This is a genomic window from Haloarcula amylolytica JCM 13557 (assembly GCF_000336615.1).
GTDB classification, from domain to species: Archaea; Halobacteriota; Halobacteria; order Halobacteriales; family Haloarculaceae; genus Haloarcula; species Haloarcula amylolytica.
The window spans coordinates 148,617-171,566 of record NZ_AOLW01000047.1 but is presented as its reverse complement, the minus strand read 5'-3'; the positions used below and the strand labels follow the sequence as shown (position 1 = coordinate 171,566).

Annotated in this window: 25 protein-coding genes; 9 read left to right on the top strand and 16 right to left on the bottom strand. The window is 64.2% G+C overall.

The features are described from left to right. Positions 1–4: 4 nt before the first annotated feature. The 4 genes from C442_RS17405 to C442_RS17390 all read left to right on the top strand — a co-directional run bounded on the left by C442_RS17405 (position 5) and on the right by C442_RS17390 (position 2,169). Entirely contained in the window at positions 5–442 is a 438-nt protein-coding gene (locus C442_RS17405) for a hypothetical protein (RefSeq protein ID WP_008312770.1), read from the top strand. 12 nt (positions 443–454) lie between these two features. Beyond that, positions 455–886, top strand: coding sequence for a hypothetical protein (locus C442_RS17400; RefSeq protein ID WP_193363419.1), 432 nt, complete (start codon positions 455–457; stop codon positions 884–886). Positions 887–1,099: 213 nt separating this feature from the next. Beyond that, positions 1,100–1,345, top strand: coding sequence for a hypothetical protein (locus C442_RS17395; protein ID WP_008312767.1), 246 nt, complete (start codon positions 1,100–1,102; stop codon positions 1,343–1,345). 125 nt (positions 1,346–1,470) lie between these two features. Next, positions 1,471–2,169: an SDR family NAD(P)-dependent oxidoreductase gene (locus tag C442_RS17390; protein ID WP_008312765.1), complete on the top strand. Its 699-nt coding sequence runs from the start codon at positions 1,471–1,473 to the stop codon at positions 2,167–2,169. A 20-nt stretch (positions 2,170–2,189) separates the two neighbouring features. Here C442_RS17390 and C442_RS17385 read toward each other — a convergent pair whose 3' ends face one another. Then, positions 2,190–2,441, bottom strand: coding sequence for a hypothetical protein (locus tag C442_RS17385; protein WP_008312763.1), 252 nt, complete (start codon positions 2,439–2,441; stop codon positions 2,190–2,192). A gap of 94 nt (positions 2,442–2,535) precedes the next feature. Here C442_RS17385 and C442_RS17380 point away from each other — a divergent pair, with 94 nt between their 5' ends. Beyond that, positions 2,536–2,772 carry a DUF7576 family protein gene (locus C442_RS17380; RefSeq protein WP_008312761.1) on the top strand — a complete coding sequence of 79 codons (237 nt, stop codon included), beginning with the start codon at positions 2,536–2,538 and terminating at the stop codon, positions 2,770–2,772. A gap of 48 nt (positions 2,773–2,820) precedes the next feature. Continuing rightward, on the top strand, positions 2,821–3,471 hold the full coding sequence (locus tag C442_RS17375) for a hypothetical protein (protein WP_008312759.1): 651 nt from the start codon (positions 2,821–2,823) through the stop codon (positions 3,469–3,471). 27 nt (positions 3,472–3,498) lie between these two features. Here C442_RS17375 and C442_RS17370 read toward each other — a convergent pair whose 3' ends face one another. The 4 genes from C442_RS17370 to C442_RS17355 all read right to left on the bottom strand — a co-directional run bounded on the left by C442_RS17370 (position 3,499) and on the right by C442_RS17355 (position 9,721). Then, a complete protein-coding gene (locus C442_RS17370; protein WP_008312758.1) occupies positions 3,499–4,722 on the bottom strand; it encodes a site-2 protease family protein in 1,224 nt (407 codons plus the stop codon). A gap of 84 nt (positions 4,723–4,806) precedes the next feature. Continuing rightward, the gene (locus C442_RS17365; protein WP_008312755.1) at positions 4,807–5,811 is read right to left on the bottom strand and encodes a segregation and condensation protein A; all 1,005 of its coding nucleotides are present in this window, start codon (positions 5,809–5,811) and stop codon (positions 4,807–4,809) included. After that, positions 5,804–9,397: a chromosome segregation protein SMC gene (smc, locus tag C442_RS17360; RefSeq protein WP_008312753.1), complete on the bottom strand. Its 3,594-nt coding sequence runs from the start codon at positions 9,395–9,397 to the stop codon at positions 5,804–5,806. The genes C442_RS17365 and smc overlap by 8 nt, the downstream gene beginning before the upstream one ends. Before the next feature lie 21 nt (positions 9,398–9,418). After that, positions 9,419–9,721 (bottom strand): DUF7518 family protein, encoded by a 303-nt coding sequence (locus C442_RS17355; RefSeq protein WP_008312751.1) that lies wholly within the window; start codon positions 9,719–9,721, stop codon positions 9,419–9,421. A 144-nt stretch (positions 9,722–9,865) separates the two neighbouring features. Here C442_RS17355 and gatB point away from each other — a divergent pair, with 144 nt between their 5' ends. Then, positions 9,866–11,383: an Asp-tRNA(Asn)/Glu-tRNA(Gln) amidotransferase subunit GatB gene (gene gatB / locus C442_RS17350; RefSeq protein WP_008312749.1), complete on the top strand. Its 1,518-nt coding sequence runs from the start codon at positions 9,866–9,868 to the stop codon at positions 11,381–11,383. 47 nt (positions 11,384–11,430) lie between these two features. On the opposite strand, the gene C442_RS17345 is transcribed toward gatB, so the two are convergent. Together C442_RS17345 and C442_RS17340 are read right to left on the bottom strand one after the other, a co-directional pair. Next, positions 11,431–11,727, bottom strand: a complete 297-nt coding sequence (locus C442_RS17345) for a hypothetical protein (protein ID WP_008312747.1) — start codon at positions 11,725–11,727, stop codon at positions 11,431–11,433. 170 nt (positions 11,728–11,897) lie between these two features. Then, entirely contained in the window at positions 11,898–12,443 is a 546-nt protein-coding gene (locus tag C442_RS17340) for a hypothetical protein (RefSeq protein ID WP_008312745.1), read from the bottom strand. Between the two features lie 258 nt (positions 12,444–12,701). Here C442_RS17340 and C442_RS17335 point away from each other — a divergent pair, with 258 nt between their 5' ends. Next, positions 12,702–15,218: a DNA topoisomerase I gene (locus tag C442_RS17335; RefSeq protein ID WP_008312743.1), complete on the top strand. Its 2,517-nt coding sequence runs from the start codon at positions 12,702–12,704 to the stop codon at positions 15,216–15,218. A 12-nt stretch (positions 15,219–15,230) separates the two neighbouring features. On the opposite strand, the gene C442_RS17330 is transcribed toward C442_RS17335, so the two are convergent. From C442_RS17330 to C442_RS17320, 3 genes are all read right to left on the bottom strand, one after another. Continuing rightward, positions 15,231–15,422, bottom strand: coding sequence for a hypothetical protein (locus C442_RS17330; RefSeq protein WP_008312741.1), 192 nt, complete (start codon positions 15,420–15,422; stop codon positions 15,231–15,233). After that, complete coding sequence (locus tag C442_RS17325; protein WP_008312739.1) at positions 15,419–15,820, bottom strand: Rieske (2Fe-2S) protein; 402 nt, start codon at positions 15,818–15,820, stop codon at positions 15,419–15,421. Before C442_RS17325 ends, C442_RS17330 begins: the two co-directional genes overlap by 4 nt. Positions 15,821–15,882: 62 nt before the next feature. Then, entirely contained in the window at positions 15,883–16,359 is a 477-nt protein-coding gene (locus C442_RS17320) for a hypothetical protein (protein ID WP_008312738.1), read from the bottom strand. Between the two features lie 186 nt (positions 16,360–16,545). On the opposite strand from C442_RS17320, the gene C442_RS17315 reads away from it, so the two are divergent. Continuing rightward, positions 16,546–17,259 (top strand): phosphoglycerol geranylgeranyltransferase, encoded by a 714-nt coding sequence (locus tag C442_RS17315; protein ID WP_008312737.1) that lies wholly within the window; start codon positions 16,546–16,548, stop codon positions 17,257–17,259. Here the strand turns inward: C442_RS17315 and C442_RS17310 are convergent, their stop codons facing one another. The 6 genes from C442_RS17310 to C442_RS17285 all read right to left on the bottom strand — a co-directional run bounded on the left by C442_RS17310 (position 17,260) and on the right by C442_RS17285 (position 22,912). Further along, entirely contained in the window at positions 17,260–19,464 is a 2,205-nt protein-coding gene (locus C442_RS17310) for an APC family permease (protein WP_008312736.1), read from the bottom strand. Positions 19,465–19,466: 2 nt separating this feature from the next. Next, positions 19,467–19,931, bottom strand: a complete 465-nt coding sequence (locus tag C442_RS17305; RefSeq protein ID WP_049943084.1) for an NAD-binding protein — start codon at positions 19,929–19,931, stop codon at positions 19,467–19,469. A 126-nt stretch (positions 19,932–20,057) separates the two neighbouring features. Next, positions 20,058–20,549, bottom strand: a complete 492-nt coding sequence (locus C442_RS17300; RefSeq protein WP_008312734.1) for an Lrp/AsnC family transcriptional regulator — start codon at positions 20,547–20,549, stop codon at positions 20,058–20,060. Positions 20,550–20,697: 148 nt separating this feature from the next. After that, positions 20,698–21,270: a hypothetical protein gene (locus C442_RS17295; protein ID WP_008312732.1), complete on the bottom strand. Its 573-nt coding sequence runs from the start codon at positions 21,268–21,270 to the stop codon at positions 20,698–20,700. Next, positions 21,267–22,016, bottom strand: coding sequence for an ABC transporter ATP-binding protein (locus tag C442_RS17290; protein ID WP_008312730.1), 750 nt, complete (start codon positions 22,014–22,016; stop codon positions 21,267–21,269). Before C442_RS17290 ends, C442_RS17295 begins: the two co-directional genes overlap by 4 nt. Further along, positions 22,013–22,912, bottom strand: a complete 900-nt coding sequence (locus C442_RS17285; RefSeq protein WP_008312728.1) for an ABC transporter permease — start codon at positions 22,910–22,912, stop codon at positions 22,013–22,015. Before C442_RS17285 ends, C442_RS17290 begins: the two co-directional genes overlap by 4 nt. Positions 22,913–22,950: the final 38 nt, after the last annotated feature.

The window sequence follows — 22,950 nt, the reverse complement described above, 5'->3', positions numbered from 1 at the left end:
GTGTATGGTGACCGTCTCCGGACCGTGGACGAGCGGGGAGATGGAACAGTTTCTCAGCGCCGAAACGGTTCCACTCCGTCTCGGGTGCCGAACTCCAGCAGACAGGCCCTGGATGCTCTCGCTCTGGTACCGATTCGTTGACGGTGTCTTCGAGTGTGCGACCGGGGCAGACGCAGCGGTTGTCGACTACCTCGACTATGACGACGACGTGTCATTCGAAGTCTCGACGAACGAGCCGCCGTACCGCGGCGTCAGAGGCAATGGCACAGCGACGATGACAACAGACGAGGACAAGACGGTGCTCACCGACCTGCTGCACCGCTACCTCGGCGGGACCGACTCACCACTGGCCGAACGACTGCTCGCACCCGACCGCCGCGAGATCCAGATCACGATCACGCCCGACCGTCTCCACACCTGGGACTATAGCAACCGGATGTAACTGCCTGAACCAATGGGACCCACAGACTCAGCCATGGACACTGACCCGACAGACATCAAATCAATCGCGATAAGCGCCACCGACCTCGTCGCAGCTATTGAAGCGACTGCAGACGAATCAGAGACCGTGTTGCGCGTCACACCACCGTTCAGCGGTCGAATGCGGGCGCGTCTCCACGTCGTCCAGCCTGACGACGATGACGACACGGTTCACATAGAGCCCGACTCACTGCTGACTACGGATGCACCGTCGTATCCGACGCCCGATGACACCGCCGACGAACTCCGGGCTCACGACGATGAGACGTACTCGGTGGAGCGCCATCGGACCTACCACGAGCAGCGACTCGCCGAGTGGCGGGAGTCGCTTCCGGACCACGTCGTCGATAGCACGACACTAAGCGACACAGCGCACGACGTAACTGTGTCACTACTCGGACCGTAATCGGTCGTACACGTCCACCGGAGGCGTTACCGGGACTGGGAGTGTTACAGTAGGTCATACCACAGCTACACCGCCAATAAAACGTCTAAGCGTCTTTTAGCCGGTAATAAAATGAACGGCTAGGGGCCGCTGTGCGTGAAACGAAGCGAAACGGGCGGAAACCTCTAGAGGTTATAAGCTATCTCCAGTAGAAGCCGTGGATAGGTCCCCCATATGTCAAGTTCGTCCGCATACGAATTACTCGCCCAGTTTGATGAGTCCGTACCGGAGTTCGACGAGTCGCTCGTCTCCGCCGTTCGAGGTATCGCGTTCTGGACGGCGATTGCGCTCCCGTTTTTATATCTCCCGCTACTGATTACCGGCCTGAACTCCGGGGCGACGCGGATCGCGTTCGTCGCGCTCGTCGTCTTCAACGCCGTGACGCTGCGTATCGGCCACGCACACGGTGGAGACGACTGACACGGAACCCTGTGATTCGACACGGAACCCTATGATACCAGGCATTACCGTAGATAGTGCGGCCCTCCTCCCCGCAGTGCCGCTGTGACCATACTTTCATCCACCCGGTAGTCGTTCGTGTGCATATGTCACGGACAGCAGTCATTGCAGGCGTCGGTCCGGGCCTCGGGGAGTCACTGGCCAGAACATTCATCGACGAAGGCTGTCAGGTCGGCCTGTTCGCCCGGTCGGCGTCGTATCTGGAGTCACTGTCGGCAGACCTCGGTGACAACGCGCTCGCAGTACAGACTGATATTACCAGCCCGGACCAGGTTGCGGCAGGCTTCGAGCAGGTCCGGGACGAGTTCGGCCCTGTCGACGTGCTCGTGAACCACGCCAGCGGCGGCGCGTGGAAAGGCATACAGGAGATCACACACGACGAGTTCCAGCACGCGCTCGCCGTCGGCCCGGCGGGCGGGCTGGCCTGTTCGCAGGAGGCCGTCGACGACATGCTGACGGGTGACGGCGGGACGATCATCTTCACCGGTGCGACATCCGCCGTCCGGGGCCGCGACGGCGCAGTCGGGTTCAGCGCCGCCAAGTTCGCCGTCCGCGGGCTGGCCGAATCGATGGCCCGGGAACTCGGTCCCGAAGGCATCCACGTCGCCCACGTCGTCATCGACGGTCAGATTCTCCCGCCGAGCGCCGCCGACGCAGCTGACCGCGACACACAGTCGTATCTTGACCCGGACGAAATCGCTCAGTCGTACTGGCATCTCGTCGAACAGGACCGCTCGGCGTGGACGCTGGAACTCGACCTCCGCCCCCACGTCGAAGCGTTCTGAGCGTCTCACCTCCGTTCCGGCTACTCTTCGAGGAGGTCGACCCACTCTCTGAGCGGCCCCCGAATACCGTCGACTGAGATCGTCATGTCGCCGTCGAACCGCCACGTCGCCTGCGGGGAGTCCGAGCCGAATCGCATCGGAATAGAGACCGACAGATCATCGGCCGTGACGTGGAGCGCCTCGTCGCGATCAACCGTCTCGTCGAGCAGCCGTTCGACGGCCAGGCGGAGCTGTTCCGGGTCCGGGTCCGGGAGGTCCGTGGATTGACTCATACCTGTGGCTTAGAGCCGAGGCTACCTCCGTGTTGCGTCGGAGCAGTCAGTTTGTCCCCGTCATTTAGGGGTGTGTAGTCCTCAGACTGTGCCGATGGAGTTGGACACGCCGTACGCCCTCGGGGGGACCTACTACGTCGAGACGGTATCCGTCGGAAAACGGACGGACGACGAGACGGTGCGCGATTGCGTGGTCTGTGGCGGCCATGTCTACGCTGACGACTGGCATCTCGTCGTCGGAGTCCTGGATACAGCCTGCGGACGACAGCGCCACCACCACTGTAGCGACGACTGCCTGACCGACTGGCTCAAACTCATGACAGCTGCCTGAGCGTCAGTGAGTCCGCGGAGTCTTGACGGTGGAACCCGTCGGGCAGATATGGACGAGCGTACGGGCGTATTCAGGGTCTACCGCGTCGTCGAAGCGGTCCCGCACATCAATTTATTTGACACCGACGCGACGCGGCTCTACACGGTGTATCAGTCCGGCTACGGCGAACGCCAGCCAGCAGTCGACGACCTCCGGACGGGTGACCGCGTCGAGGCGACGCTCGGCGGTGATCCCGACGATTCGGACGAGGCCTGGTCGCTACTTTCCTTCGAGCGGCTCGACCGCGTCGCGATGGACTTTGCTGTGGATGCTGAAGTCCCAGCAGTGGCGGCCGACCTCTGGGAACCGGGCCTCGAACGCCCGGCAAGCGCCGTGCTCGAAGAGGACGGCGAGCCGGTCGCGGAGTGTTTCGTGCAGCCGCGCGCGCCGCTGCCCGGCGGCACGTTCGTCCCGAGCGTGCTCACCGGCCTCGTGCCGATGGAATCACTGCTGACCGACCTCCCCGGTATCGGCGAACCGCCGACAGACGCTATCTTCATCGACCCCGACCCGCCCGATGCCGACTCGTACGCCCGCCCCTACGGCGTCGCCGTGCTGTTCACCGCCGCCGCTGATGACCTACTCGCTGAGTTCCGGGACCGATATGATCTCTCTGCCGACACGGACAACAGACCCGAGTACGACCCGTACGGGCTGTAAGGGGTCGGTGGGGCAGTCCACAGGAGCCTACATCGTGATGACGAGCGGCACCGGAACGAAACAGAGCATGCCCAGAACGAACGTGACCAGGCCGATAGCCCAGCGGCCCGGCCCCAGCGGCGTCTCGTCCAGCGGCGTCGCCGACCCGAGCCGACCGAACACCAGCGCCAGGAGCCCCCAGAACGCCCACAGTCCGGCTGCGCGACCCCCCTCAAAGGCGACGAGGTAGCCCGCGAGCCCGAACAGGGCAACGGGGACGGCTAGCTGGACCAGCGACAGGCGGTCGCCGAACAGCGAGCGGGCGACGTGTGCGCCGTCGAGTTGACCGACCGGCAGAAGGTTCAGGAAGGTCACGAACGCCCCCACCCAGCCGCCGATGACGACCGGGTTCGGGNACAGGCGGTCGCCGAACAGCGAGCGGGCGACGTGTGCGCCGTCGAGTTGACCGACCGGCAGAAGGTTCAGGAAGGTCACGAACGCCCCCCCCCAGCCGCCGATGACGACCGGGTTCGGGAGGAGCTGCGGGTTCGCGTACTCCAGTTGTTCACCCATCACCGCCGCGATGCCCTGCAACAGCAGCGGGTAGCCGAGTTCGATGTTCGTGACGATGCCGCGGGTTACCTCCACCGGCGGGAGCGTCACGCCGATGGCGGTCACGACGACTGTCGCGGCGAGGCCCGCCAGCGGACCGGCGACGCCGATGTCGAACAGGGCCTTCCGGTCGGGGATGTGGTCGTTCATGCTGATGACCGCGCCCAGCGTCCCGAGCACGTTCGGGAACGGCAGGAAGTACGGCAGGCTCGCCTCGACCTCGTGGTAGCGGCTCATGACGTAGTGGCCGAACTCGTGAATCGCAAGGATTCCCAGTGCAGCGGCGGCGAAGGGCCACGCCTCGAGCATGGCTGTCGGCTCGTCGAGCACAGACAGCCCGTACCAGCGGGTCCCGGCGTACAGCGTCGACAACAGCGTCAGGACGGCGAGCCCGACGTTCAGCCACGGGATGCCGTCGACGCCGAGCGACCGCTCCCGCGCGATCAGGACCCACTCGCCCATCTCCCGCTTGAGCGCGACGCGATACCCGCGCTGACGGAACGCCGGTGCGATGCGGTGGATGACCTGTTCGGACTCGGTCATCGGCTCGCCGTAATACCGGACGCCGTCCTCGGCGGTCCTGTCGACCTCGTAGACGTAGAACGAGTCTGCGAGCGCTTCCGGGTCCGGTAACTCCGGCGGCGAGGACTGGGTCGCCATTACTCGCGTTTGGGGTTCGACCCGTTTGAACCTGTTTGCTGGCCCCGCTGTGCGCACGGAGAGCCGTCGCCGCAACTGAACCAGTCAGTCCGCGACAGCCTCGTCCGACCCGGTCGCAGCGCTGGGGTCCTGAATCCAGAGGTCGCCGAAAAGGTCGTCCTGCTGGAGGCGGACCTGGCCGCGGTGGGCAAGAAAGAGGAGGCCGAGGAACGTCTCGACGCGGGTCCCGCCGGCGGTGTCGACCTCGCGGTACAGCACCTCCTCGCGGCCCTGGTCGTACTGCTCGCGGACGGCGTCGTGCACGTCGGCGATGATGTCGTCGATGTTCTCGGCGTGGGCCGTCCCGGTCACGTCCGCCGCTGACGGCTCCTCGTCCAGCCGCATGTCGTCGGCCCCGCGGTAGTCCAGTTCCTGCGTCCCGCGGTCGTACCCGCTCGGGGAGTCGCTGGTGTCGTACTCGCGGGACTCCTTCCACCACGATTCGCGCTCGGCGTCGCGGAGGTCCCGAACGAGTTCGTCGAGCGTCTGTGGCATCCCACGGGCACGCCGGCGTTCGAGCCGGCGGTCCATCTCCGATTCCAGCGCGGCGAAGGGATCCGGGTCCTCGATGGGTGCGTCCTCGTGCATCGCCTGCTCCCACGGCTCGGCCGGCTCCTCCTCGTCGTCGCCCTCGCCCAGCATCGCGTCGCTTTTCATCCGGATGAGGACGCTCGCGTAGAACAGCGCCCGGCCCGACGTGCGCAGGTCCGCGTCGTCGATGCGCTGGAGGAACTTGTCAGTGACCCGTACCACGTCGATGTCCCACGGGTCGATTTCGCCGTCGTCCGCGAGCTGGACCAGTACCTCGACCGGTTCGACGTCCTCGTCGTCGTCGGCAGTCTGCTCGTCTGAATTTGCCTGCTCAGGTGTGTCAGCCGCAGTGTCAGTGGAATTGCCCAACAGCGCCGCCGCATCGCCTGAGTCTCCGGGCGGCTCGCGGTCCTCGTGGCCGGTGATATCGAGCGGAATATCCTCGTCATCGTCTTCTGGCTCACGGGTCGCTTCGCTCCCCGTTCGAGATTCCGAGCCGCGTGGCGGCTCGCTAGTCATCGGCTGGTACCTCCTCGTCACCGTCATCTGTGCCCTCACCGGAGAGGTCAATCCCAGTCACGGCGCTCACGTTGTCGCCCTGCATCATCACCCCGATAGCGCGCTCGGACCGCTCGAGCATGGCCGAGCGGTGTGAAACGACGACGAACTGGGCGTCGCCGGCGAGTTCGTCCACCAGCTCGCCGACGAGGTCGGCGTTGGCCGCGTCGAGGAAGGCGTCGACCTCGTCAAGCGCGTAGAACGGCGCGGGGTTGTGCCGCTGGATGGCGAAGATGAACGCCAGCGCCGTCAGCGACTTCTCGCCGCCGGACATCGCGTTCAGGCGCTGAATCGGCTTGTCGCCCGGCTGGGCCTTCATCGTCAGCCCGCCCTCGAAGGGGTCGTCCTCGTCTTCGAGGTGGAGGTGGCCGGTGCCGTTCGAGAGCCGCTCGAAGATGTTCTGGAACTGGTCGTTGATCTCCGTGAACGACTCCATGAACGTCTCCTTCTTGCGCGCCTCGTAGGTGTCGATGCGCTCGCGGATGCCGTCGGCCTCCTCGACCAGCGTCGCCTTCTTGTCTTCGAGTTCCTGCAGGTCGTCGTTCACCCGGTCGTACTCCTCGATGGCGCGCATGTTGACCGGCTCCAGCTTCTCCATCTCCGTCTCCAGCCGGTCGATCTCCTGCTCGACCGTGTCGTGGTCAGGCACGTCCTCGGGGTCGTAGTCGCCGACCTGCGCTTCGAGTTCGTCGATTTCCCACTCCAGGCGCTCCTGGGTTTCCTGCTCGGATTCGAGGTCCCGCTCGATTTCGGAGACTGCGGCCTGTTGCTCGTCGCGGGCCTCTTTGGCCTCCTGCAGGTCGTCTTTCAGCTCCTCGCGTTCGGCCTTGAGTTCGGCCAGCTCCTCCTCCAAATCGGCGACAGCCTGCTCCTTCTCTGTTTTCAGCTCCTGTTTCTCGGCGACCTTCGCTTCGAGGTCCTCGATGCGCTCCTCGTGTTCCGCCTTGCGGTTCTGGGCCGCCTCGATGTCGTCGTGGAGGTCCTCGATGGCATCCTCGGCGTACTGCTTTTCGAGTTCGTATTCGTTGAGTTCCGCGTCGAGTTCGCTCTGCCGGCCCTCCAGCGCGTCGATGTCGTCCTTGATGGACTCGCGCTGGTCCGTCAGGTCCGGCAGTTCCGAATCCTCGACCTCGGCTTCGAGGTCGTCGATATCGCTCTGGAGCGCGTCGATTTCCTCGGTCTTTTCCTCGATGTCGGCCTCCAGTTCGTCCATCTGGTCGGCCACGTCCTCGCGCTCGTCGGCGATCTCTTCGAGGTCGGCTTCCAGCTGTTCGATGCGGTCGCGGGTGTCTTCGAGGGCAGTCTGCTTGCGCTCGATGCTCGTCTCGATGTCCCGGACCTGCTCGGTCGCGTCGGATTCGCGGTCGCGGGCGTCGTCGAGGCGCTCCTCCACGTCCCGCAGGTCCTCGCGAACGTCCGCGCGCTCGTCTTCGAGTTCGTTGATGCGCGTGGCGACCCGTTCAAGCTTGCCCGCGCCACCCGAGAAGGAGTAGCGCGTGCCCGAGGAGGAGCCCCCGGTCATCGCGCCGGACTTCTCGACGAGGTCGCCGTCGAGCGTGACCATCCGGTAGTCGCCCATCAGGTCGCGAGCGGTGTCCATGCTGTCGACGACGACGGTGTCGCCGAGCACGTACGAGAAGATGCCCGCGTACTCGCGGTCGAAGTCGACGAGGTTGTACGCGAAGTCGATGACGCCGTCGGCGCTGGGCAGCGACCCCAGCGACCGGTTCTGCATCTGCGTGATCGGCAGGAACGTCGCCCGGCCGGCGCTGCGGGATTTGAGGTACTCGATACAGCGCTGGCCGACGCTGTCGTCGTCGACGACGACGTGGGCGAGCCGCCCGCCTGCGGCCGTCTCACAGGCCGTGGCATACTCTGGGTCGACCCCGCCGAGTTGGCCGACGGTCCCATGGACGCCGTCCTGGCCGGCGTTGAGAATCGCCGTCACCGCGCGGCCGTACGAGGAGTCGCCGTCTTCACCGGCTTTCGCCTCTAGCTGGGCGTACTCCTGCTGTTTCGCGCTGATTTCGTCTTCGAGTTCGTCGAGGTCCGACTGGAGTTCCCGCTTCTCGGCCCGGAGGTCGTCGACGACCTCGCCGATGGTGGCCTTGTTCTGCTTTGCTTTCTCCAGTTCCGTCTCTAAGTCCTCGATATCGGCTTCGAGGTCGGGAATCTCGGCTTCCGCGTCTTCGATGGCTTCACGCTTCTCGTCCTCGGCGTTCGAGCGCCGGCGGGCCTCGTCGAGCAGGCGGTCCTGCTCGCGCTGGAGGTCGTTCTTCTCGCTTTTGAGCGTCTCCAGCCGCGAACGCTTCTCCTCCAGTTCGTCCTTGACCTCCTGAAACTCCTCGCCGACCTCGTCGATGCGTTGCTGGACCTCCGCGAGTTCGGACTCCTTCTCGGCGATGTCGGCTTTGACGTTGGATTTGGCGACCTTCGTCTCGCGGATGTCGCTTTCGAGGTCGTCGATGGTCTCCTGCTTGCGGTCGATCTGGACGAACGCCTGCCGGCGCTCGTTCTCGGCGGCCTCGACGGTCTCCTCGGCGGACTCGATCTTGTCCTCCAGACGGGAGATGTCGCCTTTGATCTCCTCTATCTCGCGCTTGATGGCGAGCTGTTCGTCCTCGCCCTTGCGCTCGATCTCCTGATTGAGTTCGTGGAGCTCGTCTTCCAGCCGGATAACCGCGCCCTTGCGCTCGTCGAGTTCGGTCTGCAGTTCTTGGAGTTCCGCTTCCAGCTCGTCGATAGTTTCCTCGACGGCCGCCAGTTCCTCGCGTTTGTCTTCGAGTTCGGCGGCTTTGCGATAGCCTTCGTACTCCTCTTTCTCGTCGCGGAGGTCCTGGTATTTGAGCGCCGTCTCCCGCTCGTCTTCGAGCTGGTCGAGGCGCTCCTGTTTCTCCTCGATGCGGAGCTCGGCCTCGTCGATGCGCTCCTGAACGACCTCCAGTTCGTCGAACGCGTCGGCCTTCTTCGCGTCGAACTGGGCGACGCCGGCGATCTCGTCGATGATCTCCCGACGGGAGCCGGCGGTCATGTTAATGATCTCGGTCACGTCGCCCTGCATGACGACGTTGTATCCCTCCGGCGTCACGCCCGCCTGCGCGAGGAGGTCCTGAATGTCCGAGAGGTTGACCGAGCGGCCGTTGATGTAGTAATAGGAGTAGTAGTTGTCCTCGGTCTCCTTGACCCGGCGCTTGATGGCGATCTCGTCCACGTCGCCCACGTCCTCGGTGCCGGCGGCGTTGACGACCTGTGAACGTGACAGCGTCCGGTCGTCGTTTGCCAGAATGACCTCAACGCTGGCCTGGCGCTCGCCGTCGTACTCGGCGTCTTCGTCGGCGTGACCGGGGTTGTAGATGAGGTCAGTCAGCTTCTCGGCGCGGATACCCGAGGTGCGAGCAAGTCCGAGCGCGAACAGAATCGCGTCGATGATGTTGGACTTGCCCGAGCCGTTCGGGCCGCTAATAGTAGTGAAATCTTCGTAGAACGGGATTCGGGTCTTGCGTCCGAAGCTCTTGAAATTGTCGAGGACGAGCTCTTTGATATGCATGCGGTGGTATGGCCGACAGCCCTACGCGACGATGATGTCGGACTCCGAGTCCTCCTCGGTCTCGGTCTCCGACGCGGCCTCGGCTTCCTCCCTGTTATCAACCTCGTCGGTATCCTCGGTGTTAGGTGTGTCGGCCTCCGTCGGGGTAGCGGCCGATTCCTCCGAGTCGGACTCGTCAGCGCTGAATCCGTTGTCTTCGTCGACGCTGGCTTCGAGTTCACGGATGCGGACCTTGCATTCGACGAGTTCGTCGGTCAGTCCTTCGACCGACGCTTCCAGTTCTCTGACGCGCGTTTCGAGTTCCTCGACTCGGTTGCCGCACATATCCGTAACCCAGCCATTGTGGACACTTATACCTACGTCAGACATTGGCAGTCCGAGTGATACGTCCGGTCCGATGGATCGAGTCCCCTCCCGACACTGTACAGGGTCGTTAGCCTTTAGCCACGCGCCACCGAATCCCGGACAATGACTGCGCAAGCGTCCGAAGCCCGCGAGCTCGCGGCCGTCATCGGGCTGGAGGTCCACGTCCAGCTCGAGACGGAGACGAAGATCTTCTGTGGCTGTTCGACCGACGTGGCCGATGCCGAACCTAACACCCACACCTGCCCGGTGTGTCTTGGCCTTCCCGGCGCGCTCCCGGTCATCAACGAGGGGGCGGTCGAGGCCGCCGTGAAGGTCGGCAAGGCCATCGACGCCGACATCCCGGAGGAGACCACCTTCCACCGGAAGAACTACTACTACCCCGATCTCCCGAAGAACTTCCAGATCACGCAGTACGACTCGCCCATCTGCCAGGACGGCGAACTCGAATTTTCCGTCGAGAGCGAGCGCCGCAGCGTCGACATCCGCCGGGCGCACCTCGAAGAGGATCCGGGCTCCATCAAGCACGTCCGCGAGGGCACTGGGCCGCTTGAGTCCCGGACCTGTTCCATCGAACGCGCGGATTACACGCTCATCGACTACAACCGCGCCGGCACGCCGCTGATGGAAATCGTCACGGAGCCGGACTTTCGCGCGCCGGGCGAGGTCCGGTCGTTCCTCGAAAAGCTCGAAGAAGTGCTTGAGTACCTGGGCGTGTTCGACGCGACGCGGGACGGCAGCCTCCGCATCGACGCGAACCTCTCGATGGTCGACGCCAGCGAGGTGGACGACGACGGTGACATCGACGAATCCGTCCTCGAAGACGCCAACCGCACCGAGGTCAAGAACATCTCCAGTCACAAGGGCGCGGAGCAGGCGCTCTCCTTCGAGGCCTCCCGCCAGCGGAAGCTCATCCAGTCGGGCCGCGCCGTCGAGCAGGAGACCCGCCACTTCAACGAAACGCACGGCAACACGGTGTCGATGCGCTCGAAGGAAGAGGAGAAAGACTACCGCTACTTCCGGGAGGCCGACCTGCCGCCGCTTCGCGTGAGCCACTGGAAGGACGAGGTCCCGATTCCGGAACTCCCCGACGCCCGCCGCGAGCGGTTCGTCGCGGAGTACGGCCTCAGCGAGGAAGCCGCCTCGAAGCTCACGAGCACGAAGCAGGTGGCGGACTTCTTCGAGGACGTGGCCGAGCGCTTCGACGCCAACCTCGCTGCGACCTGGGTCGCCGACAATCTACTCGGCGAACTGAACTACCGCGACATGGCCATCACCGATATCGACGACCGCTTCGACGAGGTGACCCGGCTCGTCCAACTCGTCGCCGAGGACGATATCACGGCGAAAAACGCGCACGAGACCGTGCTTCGGGAGATGCTCGACACGGGCGACGGCCCCGACGCTGTCGTCGACCGCGAAGGGCTTGGCAAGACCTCCGGCGACGAGGTCCAGCAGGCTGTCGTGGACGCCATCGACGAAAACCCCGACGCCGTCGAGGACTACCATAACGGCGAGGACGGCGCAATCAACTTCCTCGTCGGGCAGGTCATGCAAAAGACCGGCGGGAGCGCCGACCCCGGCGACGTGAACGGGCTGCTTCGCGAGGAGTTAGAGAGCTAAGACAGCGTCCTACTCGGCCTGCGCGGCACAGTGGTGAGTTGTCACAGTCACCGCTGTGGCCAGTCGGCCGGCAGTTCATCAGCGTGGTTCTCGAGCAGGTCGAGCATCGGTTCGATTTCGTCGAATCGCTGGCCCCGCGATACTTCATCGGCCGCTCGGTCCCAGTCGATGTATGCCAGACTGGCCAGCCGCGGCAGGTCGTCGTGGCGGAGTTCGGTTTCGGTGTTTCTGGCCCCGGCACTTCTGGGGAGAAAGTCGACAATCGGCCGTGGACTACTCTGTTTTACCATAAACAGAATCATTCGTCGACGGCGGGTAAACAACGCCTCGAACACCCGGTCCATCCCTGGGTCCCATATCACATCCGGGATAGAGGTTTCCATCCTGTAACAAGAGACATACTATTGATGATAAATGTCACGATACCGCCGTTTCCTTGCCGAATCGATCCTGAATCGTACAGGTGAATTTGATTTGAGAGGCCGGCCCGATAGCCGCTACGCTGAGCTGCGTGCTACGATTCGCTCGACGCGTTCGACTCGACGCTCTCGCGCCGCTCGCCCGGGATGATCGCGGGGTCCTTCCACAGCAGCGTGACGAATATCGCAGCGGCGAGGGCTTCGAGGGTCTTGATAGCTGATTCGGTCGGTTCAGTGTTGAAATGGTCTAGTATCAGCAACGCGGTACTCCCGCCGTGGTGTCCGCCGCCACCGGACGACGGTGCAGAGAACCCCTCGACGAGGAAGGCACCGTGTCCAGTAGCGTGCCAGAACACCCAGCCGGCGATGGACGTGATCATGAGGAGCGTCCCGGCGATGTAGGCGTTCCGCAGGCCGATGACGCCCCGGGTGATGAGATACGGGCCGGCGAGCAACACCGCGGCGAAGGCGACAAACAGGAACGGGCGGGGGTCCGGCGGGAGCCCCTGTCCCAACAGTCCCTCGATCGCCTGCGCGTAGATGATGCTTCGCGGGAGACCCCACCAGAGGTGAAACGCCGCCGTCGAGAAGACGAGTGCGGCGGCGGTTCCGCGGAGGAGTTTGGTCGTCCGGCGATCCATACCGGCAGTCGGGGTGGCAGTGTCAAGAGTGCATCGAAGTGGTGAGTAGCGCCGTGGCCGCCAGTAGCGTGAAGTCGGGGCCGGAGTGGTAAAGGGAATAGCGTGGAGCCGGGGCCGGAGTGGTAAAGGGCTACCTCCGCGCGAGCGCGAGCGGCCCCGCAAGCGCCCGCACACCCGCGCTGTCGCCTGATTTTCCCGAAAGCCTTTAGAACAATTGACTCCGTAGCGACGGGTAATGACAGAGACAGGTGGTGTCTGATGCGGCTGATTATCACCGAGAAGGACAACGCCGCCCGCCGCATCGCGGAGATCCTCTCCGAGGGGAGCGCGTCCGCGAGCCGGCAAAACGGCGTCAACGTCTATCGGTGGGGGAACACCCGCGTCGTCGGCCTCTCCGGCCACGTTGTCGGCGTCGACTTCCCCGAGGAGTACAACGACTGGCGCGACGTGGAGCCGGTGGAACTCATCGACGCCGACGTGACGAAGGAGCCGACCCAAGAGAACATCGTCACGACGCTGAAGCAACTGGCCCGGGAGGCCGACGAGGCCACTATTGCGACAGACTACGACCGCGAGGGCGAACTCATCGGCAAGGAGGCCTACGAACTCATCCGCGAGGAGACCGACGCGCCCGTCGACCGCGTCCGTTTCTCCTCGATCACCGAGCGGGAGGTCCGGGACGCCTTCGCCAACCCCGACGACATCGACTTCGACCTGGCGGCCGCCGGCGAGGCCCGCCAGATTATCGACCTCGTGTGGGGCGCAGCACTCACTCGCTTCCTCTCGCTGTCGGCCCGGCAACTGGGCGACGACTTCATCTCCGTTGGTCGGGTCCAGTCGCCGACGCTGAAGCTCATCGTCGACCGCGAGCGCGAGATCCAGGCCTTCGACCCCGAGGACTACTGGGAGATCTTCGCCGACCTCCAGAAGAACGGCTCGGGCTTCGAGGCCCAGTACTTCTACGACGACGACGGGAAGGAGGCCGAGCGGGTCTGGGTCGAGGACGACGCCGACGACGCCTACGCCGACCTGACGGGCGTCGACGCGGCGACGGTGACGAGCGTCCGCCGCCGGACCCGCACCGACAGCCCGCCGACGCCGTTCAACACCACCGCCTTCATCTCCGCCGCCAGTTCGCTGGGCTACTCCGCCCAGCAGGCGATGTCTATCGCCGAGGAACTGTACACCACCGGCTACATCACCTACCCGCGAACGGACAACACGGTGTATCCCGACGACCTCGAAGAGGACGCCCTGCTCGACGAGTTCGTCGGTGCCGGCCACTTCGGCGAGGACGCCGAAAAGCTGCTGGAGCAAGACGACATCACCGCCACCGAGGGCGACGAGGAGACCACCGACCACCCGCCCATCCACCCGACGGGCGAGATTCCGCCGAAGGTCGACCTCTCGGACGACGAGTGGGAGATCTACGAACTGGTCGTCCGACGGTTCTTCGCGACGGTCGCCGAGGCCGCGACGTGGGAGCACCTCCGCGTCGTCGCCGACGCCGGCGGCCGCTCGCTGAAGGCCAACGGCAAGCGCCTGGTCGAACCGGGCTACCACGAGGTGTACCCCTACTCCAGCGCCAGCGAGAACCACGTCCCCGACGTTGAGGAAGGGGAAGAGCTGGCCATCTCCGAGGTGCGGATGGAAGCCAAACAGACCCAGCCGCCGCGTCGCTACGGCCAGTCGCGGCTCATTCAGACCATGGAGGATAAAGGGTTGGGGACGAAGTCGACCCGACACAACTCCATCGAGAAACTGTACGACCGCGGCTACATCGAGGGCGACCCGCCCCGCCCGACGACGCTGGCGATGGCCGTCGTCGAGGCCGCCGAGGAGTTCGCCGACCACGTCGTCAGCGACGAGATGACCGCCCGGCTAGAGGCTGACATGACCGCCATCGCCAACGGCGAGGAGTCGCTCGATACGGTGGCTGACGAGTCCCGCGAGATGCTCAAGCGGGTGTTCGACGAACTGCGCGATTCCCGCGAGGAGATCGGCGAGCACCTCCAGGAGTCGCTGAAAGCCGACAAGACGCTCGGCCCCTGTCCGAAATGCGGCGAGGACATGCTGGTCCGGCGCTCGCGCCAGGGGTCGTACTTCGTCGGCTGTGACGGCTTCCCCGAGTGTCGCAACACGCTGCCGCTGCCGTCGACGGGTGAGCCGCAGGTGCTCGAAGACCACTGCGAGGAACACGACATGCACCACGTCAAGATGCTCGCCGGCCGGGACACCTTCGTCCACGGCTGCCCCCGCTGTGAGGCCGAGAAGGCCGACGAGAGCGAGGACGAGGTCATCGGGCCGTGTCCGGAATGCGGCGTTGCTCCGGAGGAACAACGAGGCGACGGCGACGAAGCAGAGGGGGGCGAGCTGGCCATCAAACACCTCCGCTCAGGCTCCCGGCTCGTCGGCTGTACGCGCTACCCCGATTGTGACTACTCGCTGCCGCTGCCCCGCAACGGCGACATCTCGGTGACCGAGGCGTTCTGCGAGGAGCACGACCTCCCGGAGCTGGTCATCGACGCCGACAGCGACGACCCCTGGGAACTGGGCTGTCCCATCTGCAACTACGAGGAGTACCAGGCCCGCACCGCCGTCGAGGACCTCGAAGACCTGAGCGGCATCGGCTCGGCGACCGCGGAGAAGCTCGGCGATGCCGGCGTCGATTCGCTGGCGGCGCTCCGGGAGGCCGACCCCGACATCGTCGCTACCGAGGTGCAGGGTGTCAGCGCCACGCAGGTCCGGGAGTGGCAGGACGAACTGGAAGCCTAACATTCGGCCCGGTCAGTCGGCGACGAACGTCACGCCGTCACAGATCGGACACTCGACGGCCTCCGCGTTGTCGGCTGTGACTGGGTCGACGGCACCGTAGACGACCGCGTGTGCCACCGGCTCGGGAATCTGGCGCTCACAGAGCGGGCACTCGACGACGCCCGCCCGCAGTCGGTCCCGGTCGATGCTGTGGCCAGTGGTCACAGCTGGAGGTGAGACGTGGAACTCGGGCCGTCGTCGTCATCGATACCGCCCTCGTGGGCGAACGTGTAGTCGTCGTCCGTGAGGAACACGTCGCCGTGAGTCTCCGAGATTTCGACGCCAGGGAGCGTCGTCCCCGCGGCGTCGCCGTTGTCACAGCCGCCGTCACAGGCGTCGAACAGGGAGCCGTGTCGGGGACAGATGAGCTGGTCGTCCCGCATCGGGACGCCTCGCCCGGTGTCGAACCGCTGTGCCTCGTGCGTACATCGGTTCACCCATGCCTCGACGCCGTCCTCGCAGGGGACGAGAACGACCTCCTCCAGGTCGCCGTAGGCGTCTTCGGCGGTGAACAGCCACGACCCGTCCTCGTGGACCGTCTCGACTGTCGTAAGTCGCTGCACGGCTGGCGTGTTCGGTTGCCGCCGGTATCAGCGTTACCGTAGTACGGCGGGAACTGTGCGCGTCACTCGCCGGTCTCCGCGGCGATGAGGCGAACCAGTGCGGTAACGAACACCTCGAACAGTCGCCAGACCAAGACGCAACTGACGACGAGCACGGCAAGGACGATGGCGACGAGCCAGAGAAAGAGACCGAACTGCAACTCGGTGAGCAGTCCTGCCGTCAGTCCGACGACGAAACCTCCGACGAAGAGGCCGCCAGCGCCCTGGAGACAGCGGCGTTGCCAGCGGTCGAACGCCAGCGCGTCCTCAGCCCCCAGCAGCGATGGCAAGGCGATGCCGAGTCCGGCACCGCCCAGCGCCAGAATAAAGAAAACGCTACCGAACAGATACGAGAGCCCGCGGACGAAGCCGTTGCCGGACGGTGACGCTGTCGGCATCGTCGAAAACGAGTACAGCACTGCCACCGTTACGACAGCGCCTGTGAGAACGAGCGCGGCCCGGATAGCAGCGACGACGTACCGGCGCTTGTCCGCGGTCATTGTCTGACGATTGTAACATAGTCATCATAAATCTTCGGAGATATACGTATGGGGCCGACACCACTCGGTCGCTATCTGGCTGTTCGGGTGGGCTGTCAGCGTGGCTGTTTGGGCGGGCTGTCAGTGTGACCCACTGTGGTCGGTGTATCCGAAGCGGTTATACGGCCACGCGCAAGTCTGGCAGGTATGAGCGACTGGGCGGACTGGGACCACATCGTGAAGATAGACCCCGACAAGACGCTGGTCGACGGAGAGACGTTCGAAGACGTCGCGGCGACGGGGACCGACGCCATCGAGGTCGGCGGGACGACCGGGATGACGGAGGAGAAGATGAAGCGGGTCGTCGACGCCTGCGGGAAACACGACATCCCCGTGTACATCGAGCCGTCCAACCCCGCATCGGTCGTCCACAGCGACCGTCACGACGGCTATCTCATCCCGGTCGTGATGAACGCCGGCGACGTGGCCTGGATCACCGGCGCGCACAAGGAGTGGATACGCATGGACGACGATATCGACTGGTCGCGGACCTTCACCGAGGCCTACATCGTGATGAACCCGGAGGCGTCGGTGGCGTCCTACACGCAGGCCAACTGCGACCTCGACGCGGACGACGTGGCCGCCTACGCCGAAGCCGCCGAACACCTCCTCGGGCAGGAGATCGTCTACGTTGAGTACTCGGGGATGCTCGGCGACACCGACATCGTCGCCGCCGCCGCGGACATCCTCGACGACGCCACGCTGTTCTACGGCGGTGGCATCCACGATTACGAGTCCGCCCGCACGATGGCACAGCACGCGGACACCATCGTCGTCGGCGACCTCGTCCACGACGAGGGTGTCGACGCGGTTCGAGAGACGGTGAAAGGCGCGAAAGACGCGACGGCGACGGTCAAGTAGCTAGAACGCCAGCCGCTCGAGCAATCGACCGACGACGCCCCCCGGATGGCGTTTCGTGTCTACTTCCATCGACGCGTGGTCGCTGTCCTGAATTGCTGACTGCGTAGACCCGTCGTCGTTTGACGTACGAGCCGCGAGTCCACCGTTGTTCGCGTGTATCAGGAGCGTTCTGTCGCTGTCAGCCGCGTCTATCGCCGATGAGAGGTCCTGCCGGTCCACGAAGGTCCGCTCCGTCGGCACGTCACAGAGGTCCAGCAGGTCGTCGTGGTACGCTTCGAGTTGCTGGCGTTCCTCCGCGGACTGGCGCTCGTCGAGCGGGTAGAGGAACTGGAGGTCGGCTCCGGTCTCCGTCCCGACAGCGTTGCCGACGCGGACTTTCAGCGGGTCGTACGGGCCGCGGGTCGTGACCAGCGTGATTGTTTCCAACGATTCGAGGGACTGTGCGTCGACAGCGATGGTGTCACAGTCGGTCTGTTTCCGGATGCGGTCGATACTGTCGCCCAACAGCGAGTCCTCGAACGACGCGCCCCGTTCCACCAGGAGCACGTCGACGTCCCGCTCGTCGACCGCGTTGGCGACGGCCCGCTCGGGGTGGTGGCTTACGAGTTCACCGTACTCGACGGGAACATCGAACTCAGCCGCCAGCGTGTCGGTCCGGCACTCGAACTCGAGGTCGTCAGAGGACTGGACGCCGGAGGCGTAATCGAGGGGCTGTTGGTCGGGCACTTCGTCGAACTGGACGACCGAGAGACTGCTGCCGGCTGGCGAGAGCGCGGCCCCGATTTCCAGCAGTGTCGCTTCACTCTGTCGCGAGGAGCCTTCGGGGAGCGCGACAAGCACGGAGGTCTCTGTCGTCTCATCGAGCGTCTCCTCGGTCCGGTCGAGCGCGCGGTCGCCGATGCTCCGGCGGACGGACTCCTTGATCGCCCCTTCCCTCGTGACTCGCGGCCGGACGTAACCCAGATACCAGACGATGCTGCCGACGACGATACCGACGGCCCCGACGATCGCGATCAGGCCCATCTGCGTCAGCAGGGCAAAGCCGGTTATGGTGCCGAATATCGGCGTCCACGGGTACAGCGGCACTTCGAAGGAGGGGTCGTAGTCCGGGGCGTCGCTCTCCCGGAAGCCGATGAGCGCGACGTTGATGAGCGCGAAGACGAGGATCTTGAACGCGCTCGCGAGCTTCGCGATCTCCAGGATCGGGACGAAGAGAATGAGGAGCAACATTACGCCGCCGGTCAGCGTGATCGCGGTCACCGGCGTGCCGAACCGGTCGCTGACCGTGCTGAACAGGCCGGGCGCGAGGCCGTCACGGCTCATGGCGAACGGGTACCGCGACGAGGAGAGGATGCCGGCATTGGCCGTGCTGACCAGCGCCAGAATCGCCGCGAGAACGACGGCCGCGACGCCAGCAGTTCCCAGCGTCGCCTCGGCCGCGTCCGCGATGGGCGTCGTGCTCCCGGCGAGTTGGTCGAGCGGGATGACGCCGACGACAACGGCGACGACGAGCACGTACAACAGCGTCGTGAAGCCGAGCGAGCCCAGCATCCCGAGTGGGATGACGCGGTCCGGGTCTTCTACCTCCTCGGCGATGGAGGCGATCTTCGTCACGCCCGCGAAAGAGACGAACACCAGGCCGGTCGCGGCGAAGATACCCTCGACGCCGTAGTCCCACATCCCGCCGTAACTCGCGGTGTTGACTGCCGGACCGCCACCGGCGACGAACCAGCCGATAGCCACGAGCATCACGGCGACGATGCCAATCTGGAGTCGGCCGGTCTGTTCCGCGCCGAGGATGTTGACGAGGATGAGGACGGCGGCGAGCCCGATGGCAACCGGCTTGATTGGCAGATCGAAGAGGAGGACGAGGTACGGCACGCCGCCGACGAGCGCCAGCGCGCCCTTGAACGAGAGGGAGAACCACGTTCCGAGTCCCGAAACTGTGCCCAGTAGCGGCCCCATCGACCGCTCGATATAGACGTACGTGCCGCCGGCCTCCGGCATGGCTGTCGCCATTTCGGCCTTGCTGAGTGCGGCCGGGAGCACGAGCACGCCCGCGAGAAGGTAGGCGGCGATGATGCCGGCCCCCGCGTCTTTCACCGCCAGCGCCGGCAAGATGAAGATACCACTGCCGACCATCGCGCCGATGGATATCGCTACCACTGACAGCAGTCCGAGGTCGCGTTCCAGGTCCTTTGCCATTGTTAGGCGATTTCGGCCGTCTGGAGCGTTGTTTCCACAGCGCGTTCCAGTTCCGTCGCCAGGATGCGTGAGCCACAGATCACCGTCGAGCCAGCCGACTCGAACGCCGATCGATGCTGTGGGTCATTGAGCACGACGACCACGGTTTCGACATCGAACTGCGTCCGAAGCAGTTGTGTCACGAGGAACGCCCCGTGGTCCGTCTGCATCGAGATCAGGGCGACATCGGTCGTTTCGGCCCCGGCGTCCTGAAGCACAGCACGCTCCCGCCCGTCACCGACTACCACGCGGGTGTCGTCGGGCGTTTGCCCGGCAACGCCGTCGTGGTCGGTGACGAGACAGGCATCGGTACCTCGATCTAACGTCGTTACTACCTCAGACCCGACGTGACAGTCACTGATGACCAGCACCGACGGGGGGTCGATGTCGTCGTCCACTCGTTCGCGGAGTCCTGTAAGCGAGATCATGGGTTCGTAGAGGTCGGAGCTACCCGACCGATACGCACCCATTGGTTCCGACATCCGATAAATATCTAGGACCTGTTTCCGATTCCGGATCTATTTATGCATATAATCAATTTTCGGAAGTTTATATTACTTAGTGTCTGGACCGGGGTCGTCGTGCCCGAACTGGTGGAACGGCCGGGTGTACTCGTTCCGAATAAGGTCCTCGTCGACGACCTCCAGTCCGATGTCGTTGAGGTCCCTGCCGATGCGGCTCAGGTCGTTGCCGTCGGTGCCGACCACCTCGACGTGGACGTTGTCGGCTCCGGTCATGACTTCCCGGATGGCGACGACGCCGGACACCTCGAGCGCCCGCTGTGCGACCTCCTCGCGCTCGTGGATCGGTGCCGTACAGACGATGAGCGTATGGAGCTGATACCCCGCAGCCTCGTAATCGACATCGACATCGTAGCCGGCGATAACGCCGGCCTCTTCGAGCTTTGTGATTCGGTTCCGAACAGTTCGTGCGGAGACATCAAGCGATTCAGCGATCTCACTCGCCGACGTGTGTCTCGCATCCTGCTGGAGCGCGTAGATGATGTTCCGGTCCAGATCGTCGATAGGGTACTCCGCGTCGGCCATGTCGGCTGTTTTGACGGCTACCAGTACAAAGGTTCAGGATATTGTCCCGACGCCTTGGTATCGCCCGACTGTCCTCGACACTCCGCTGTGGTTCGCCAGCAACACGGCGACTCGCTATGGGGATTCGAGCCACAGACGCCGCTGTGTCTCAGGAAAGCACCGACTGTTCGGTGAGTGTTACGGTTACCGTCGGGTGATACGCGACCCAGTCGGTATTCTCGCCAGTGCGGTAGGAGAGGGGAACTTCGTCAAAGTAGCCCTGCAGCGTGTACGTGCCGGCACCTGAAACCCGCCGCCCGATGAGTTCGTACTGCCGCTCGATGGATTCACCAGCCTCCAGCGTTCCGGTGAGTGGGGCGTTGTCTTTGTTCGCCCCGTTTGGCCGTATCTCGACGGTATCTACCTCCGCATACTCGTCAGTCAGTAGTAAGACGTCGAGCGACCCCGAATCGCCTGCTGAAACCAGTCCTAACACCCCGAGTGGCCAGACGCCGGTGTTCTTGATTCTGAGGTCCTGTGTCCCGGTGTTTCGGAGCGTTATGTCCAGCCGACCGGGGCTTTCGATCTCGATAGCCCGGTCAGCCGGTGTTACATCGAGTGCCAGCGGGTGCGAACCATCCTCGGTCTCCACGCTGGAGATAGTGTACTCGGTATCGCCGAGACAGCCGGCGAGACCGGACAGCGCCGCCGTCGACACGGCCAGATACTGGCGGCGGTTCATGCGTCCACCGCCCCGGCGTGAGCGGAGCCGTCAGTCAGTGTCATGAAGATGTCTTCGACTGTCGCGTCAGACGAAAGGTCACAGGTGTCCCGGAGCGCCGGAAGGGTCCCTTCGACAATGAGGTCCCCCTCGTAGAGAATCCCGACGCGGTCACAGACCAGATCGACCTGCCCGAGGACGTGACTGGAGAAAAACACCGTCGAACCGCGTTCGGACTCGGCTTCGACAACATCTCGCACCAGCGCGACGCCGTGGGGGTCGAGCCCGGTGAACGGCTCGTCGAGAATCAGGAGGTCCGGCTCCCCGACGAGACTCATCGCGAGTGCCAACCGCTGTTCCATCCCCTGTGAGAACTCGCCAGCGGGTCTTTCGATAGCGTCGGCCAGTCCCACGCGCTCGAGCAGTGCTCGTGGGTCGTCGTCCGCACGCTTCGTATCGATCACCAGTTCGAGGTGCCGCCGCGCGGACAGCGACTCGTAGGTCTCGAAGCGGTCGGGACAGATACCGACGCGCTGGTGGCAGGCGACGACATCGTTCCACGGGTCGTGGCCGAGAACGCGGGCCGTTCCCGACGTTGGTTTGATGTAGTTCATCAGCAGATTGATAGTGGTCGACTTCCCGGCACCGTTCGGGCCGAGGAAGCCGTACACCTCGCCCTGTGCAACGGTCATGTTCAGCGCATCAAGCGCAACAGTCTCGCCGTACTGCTTCGAAAGCCCGTCGGTCTCGATTGCCGGCGGCGTCATGCGAGGTCACCTCGCTTGAACCGATAGCCGGCCAGTGCCAGCGGGACGACACCCCAGAAGAGCAGTACGACGAGGCCAAGCGATTCGTGCAGGTAGACCGGGACTAACTGTCCACTGAACGTTGCATCGACGACGTACTCATTGGTGGAGATGCCGCGATACAGCACGTCGATGACTGACGTGTACAGGCCACCGGAGTTCCCCGTTCCGAGTATCCAGTTCGTTACAGTTCGGTACGCTCGACCCGGCGAAAACCGAAGTATAGCGAACAATAGACCGTCAGCCGGTGGTTCGAACGGATTGACTGCGTTGCCCGTCACAGCGGAATAGATACTGACGCCGATGCGTTTCCACCCCAGCGTCAAGATCAGAAAGAAACCGCCAAACAGCGCGCCAGTCACACGGACCGTACTGGTCGTGACTGCCGATGCCGCTGTTGCGACTGACACGAGCACAACGATGTACAGCACTGTCACCAGAAACACGCCGATGAAACGTAACGGGGAGAACAGGCCGAACTTGACACCGCCAATCACGCCGAGAATAACTGTTGCGAGGGCAAACGGGAGCACAGCCCCGACGCTCCGACCGAAGACCTTGCCGATGAGAATATCAGTTCGCGTGAGGGGCAGTCCAAGCAGGAATTTCAAACTGCCCGACGTGCGCTCCTGAATAATCGACCGATACGTCAGCAACAGCACACCCAGCGGGAGGAGGATTGACCCGGCGACCTGAACGAAGCCGACCGTGACGTTCGGGCCGAGCACGTCCCAGCTCTCGTATGTGGGACCATACCCCCAGACGACGAGCAGGGGCGCAAGTATCCAGGTTCCTTTCGATTTGAGTAACGCGACTGCCTCTTTCCGTGCGACGGGAAACCATCGGGGGAGGGCCATGTAGTCGGATTTGAAAGTGTTTCATATAAAACACACTG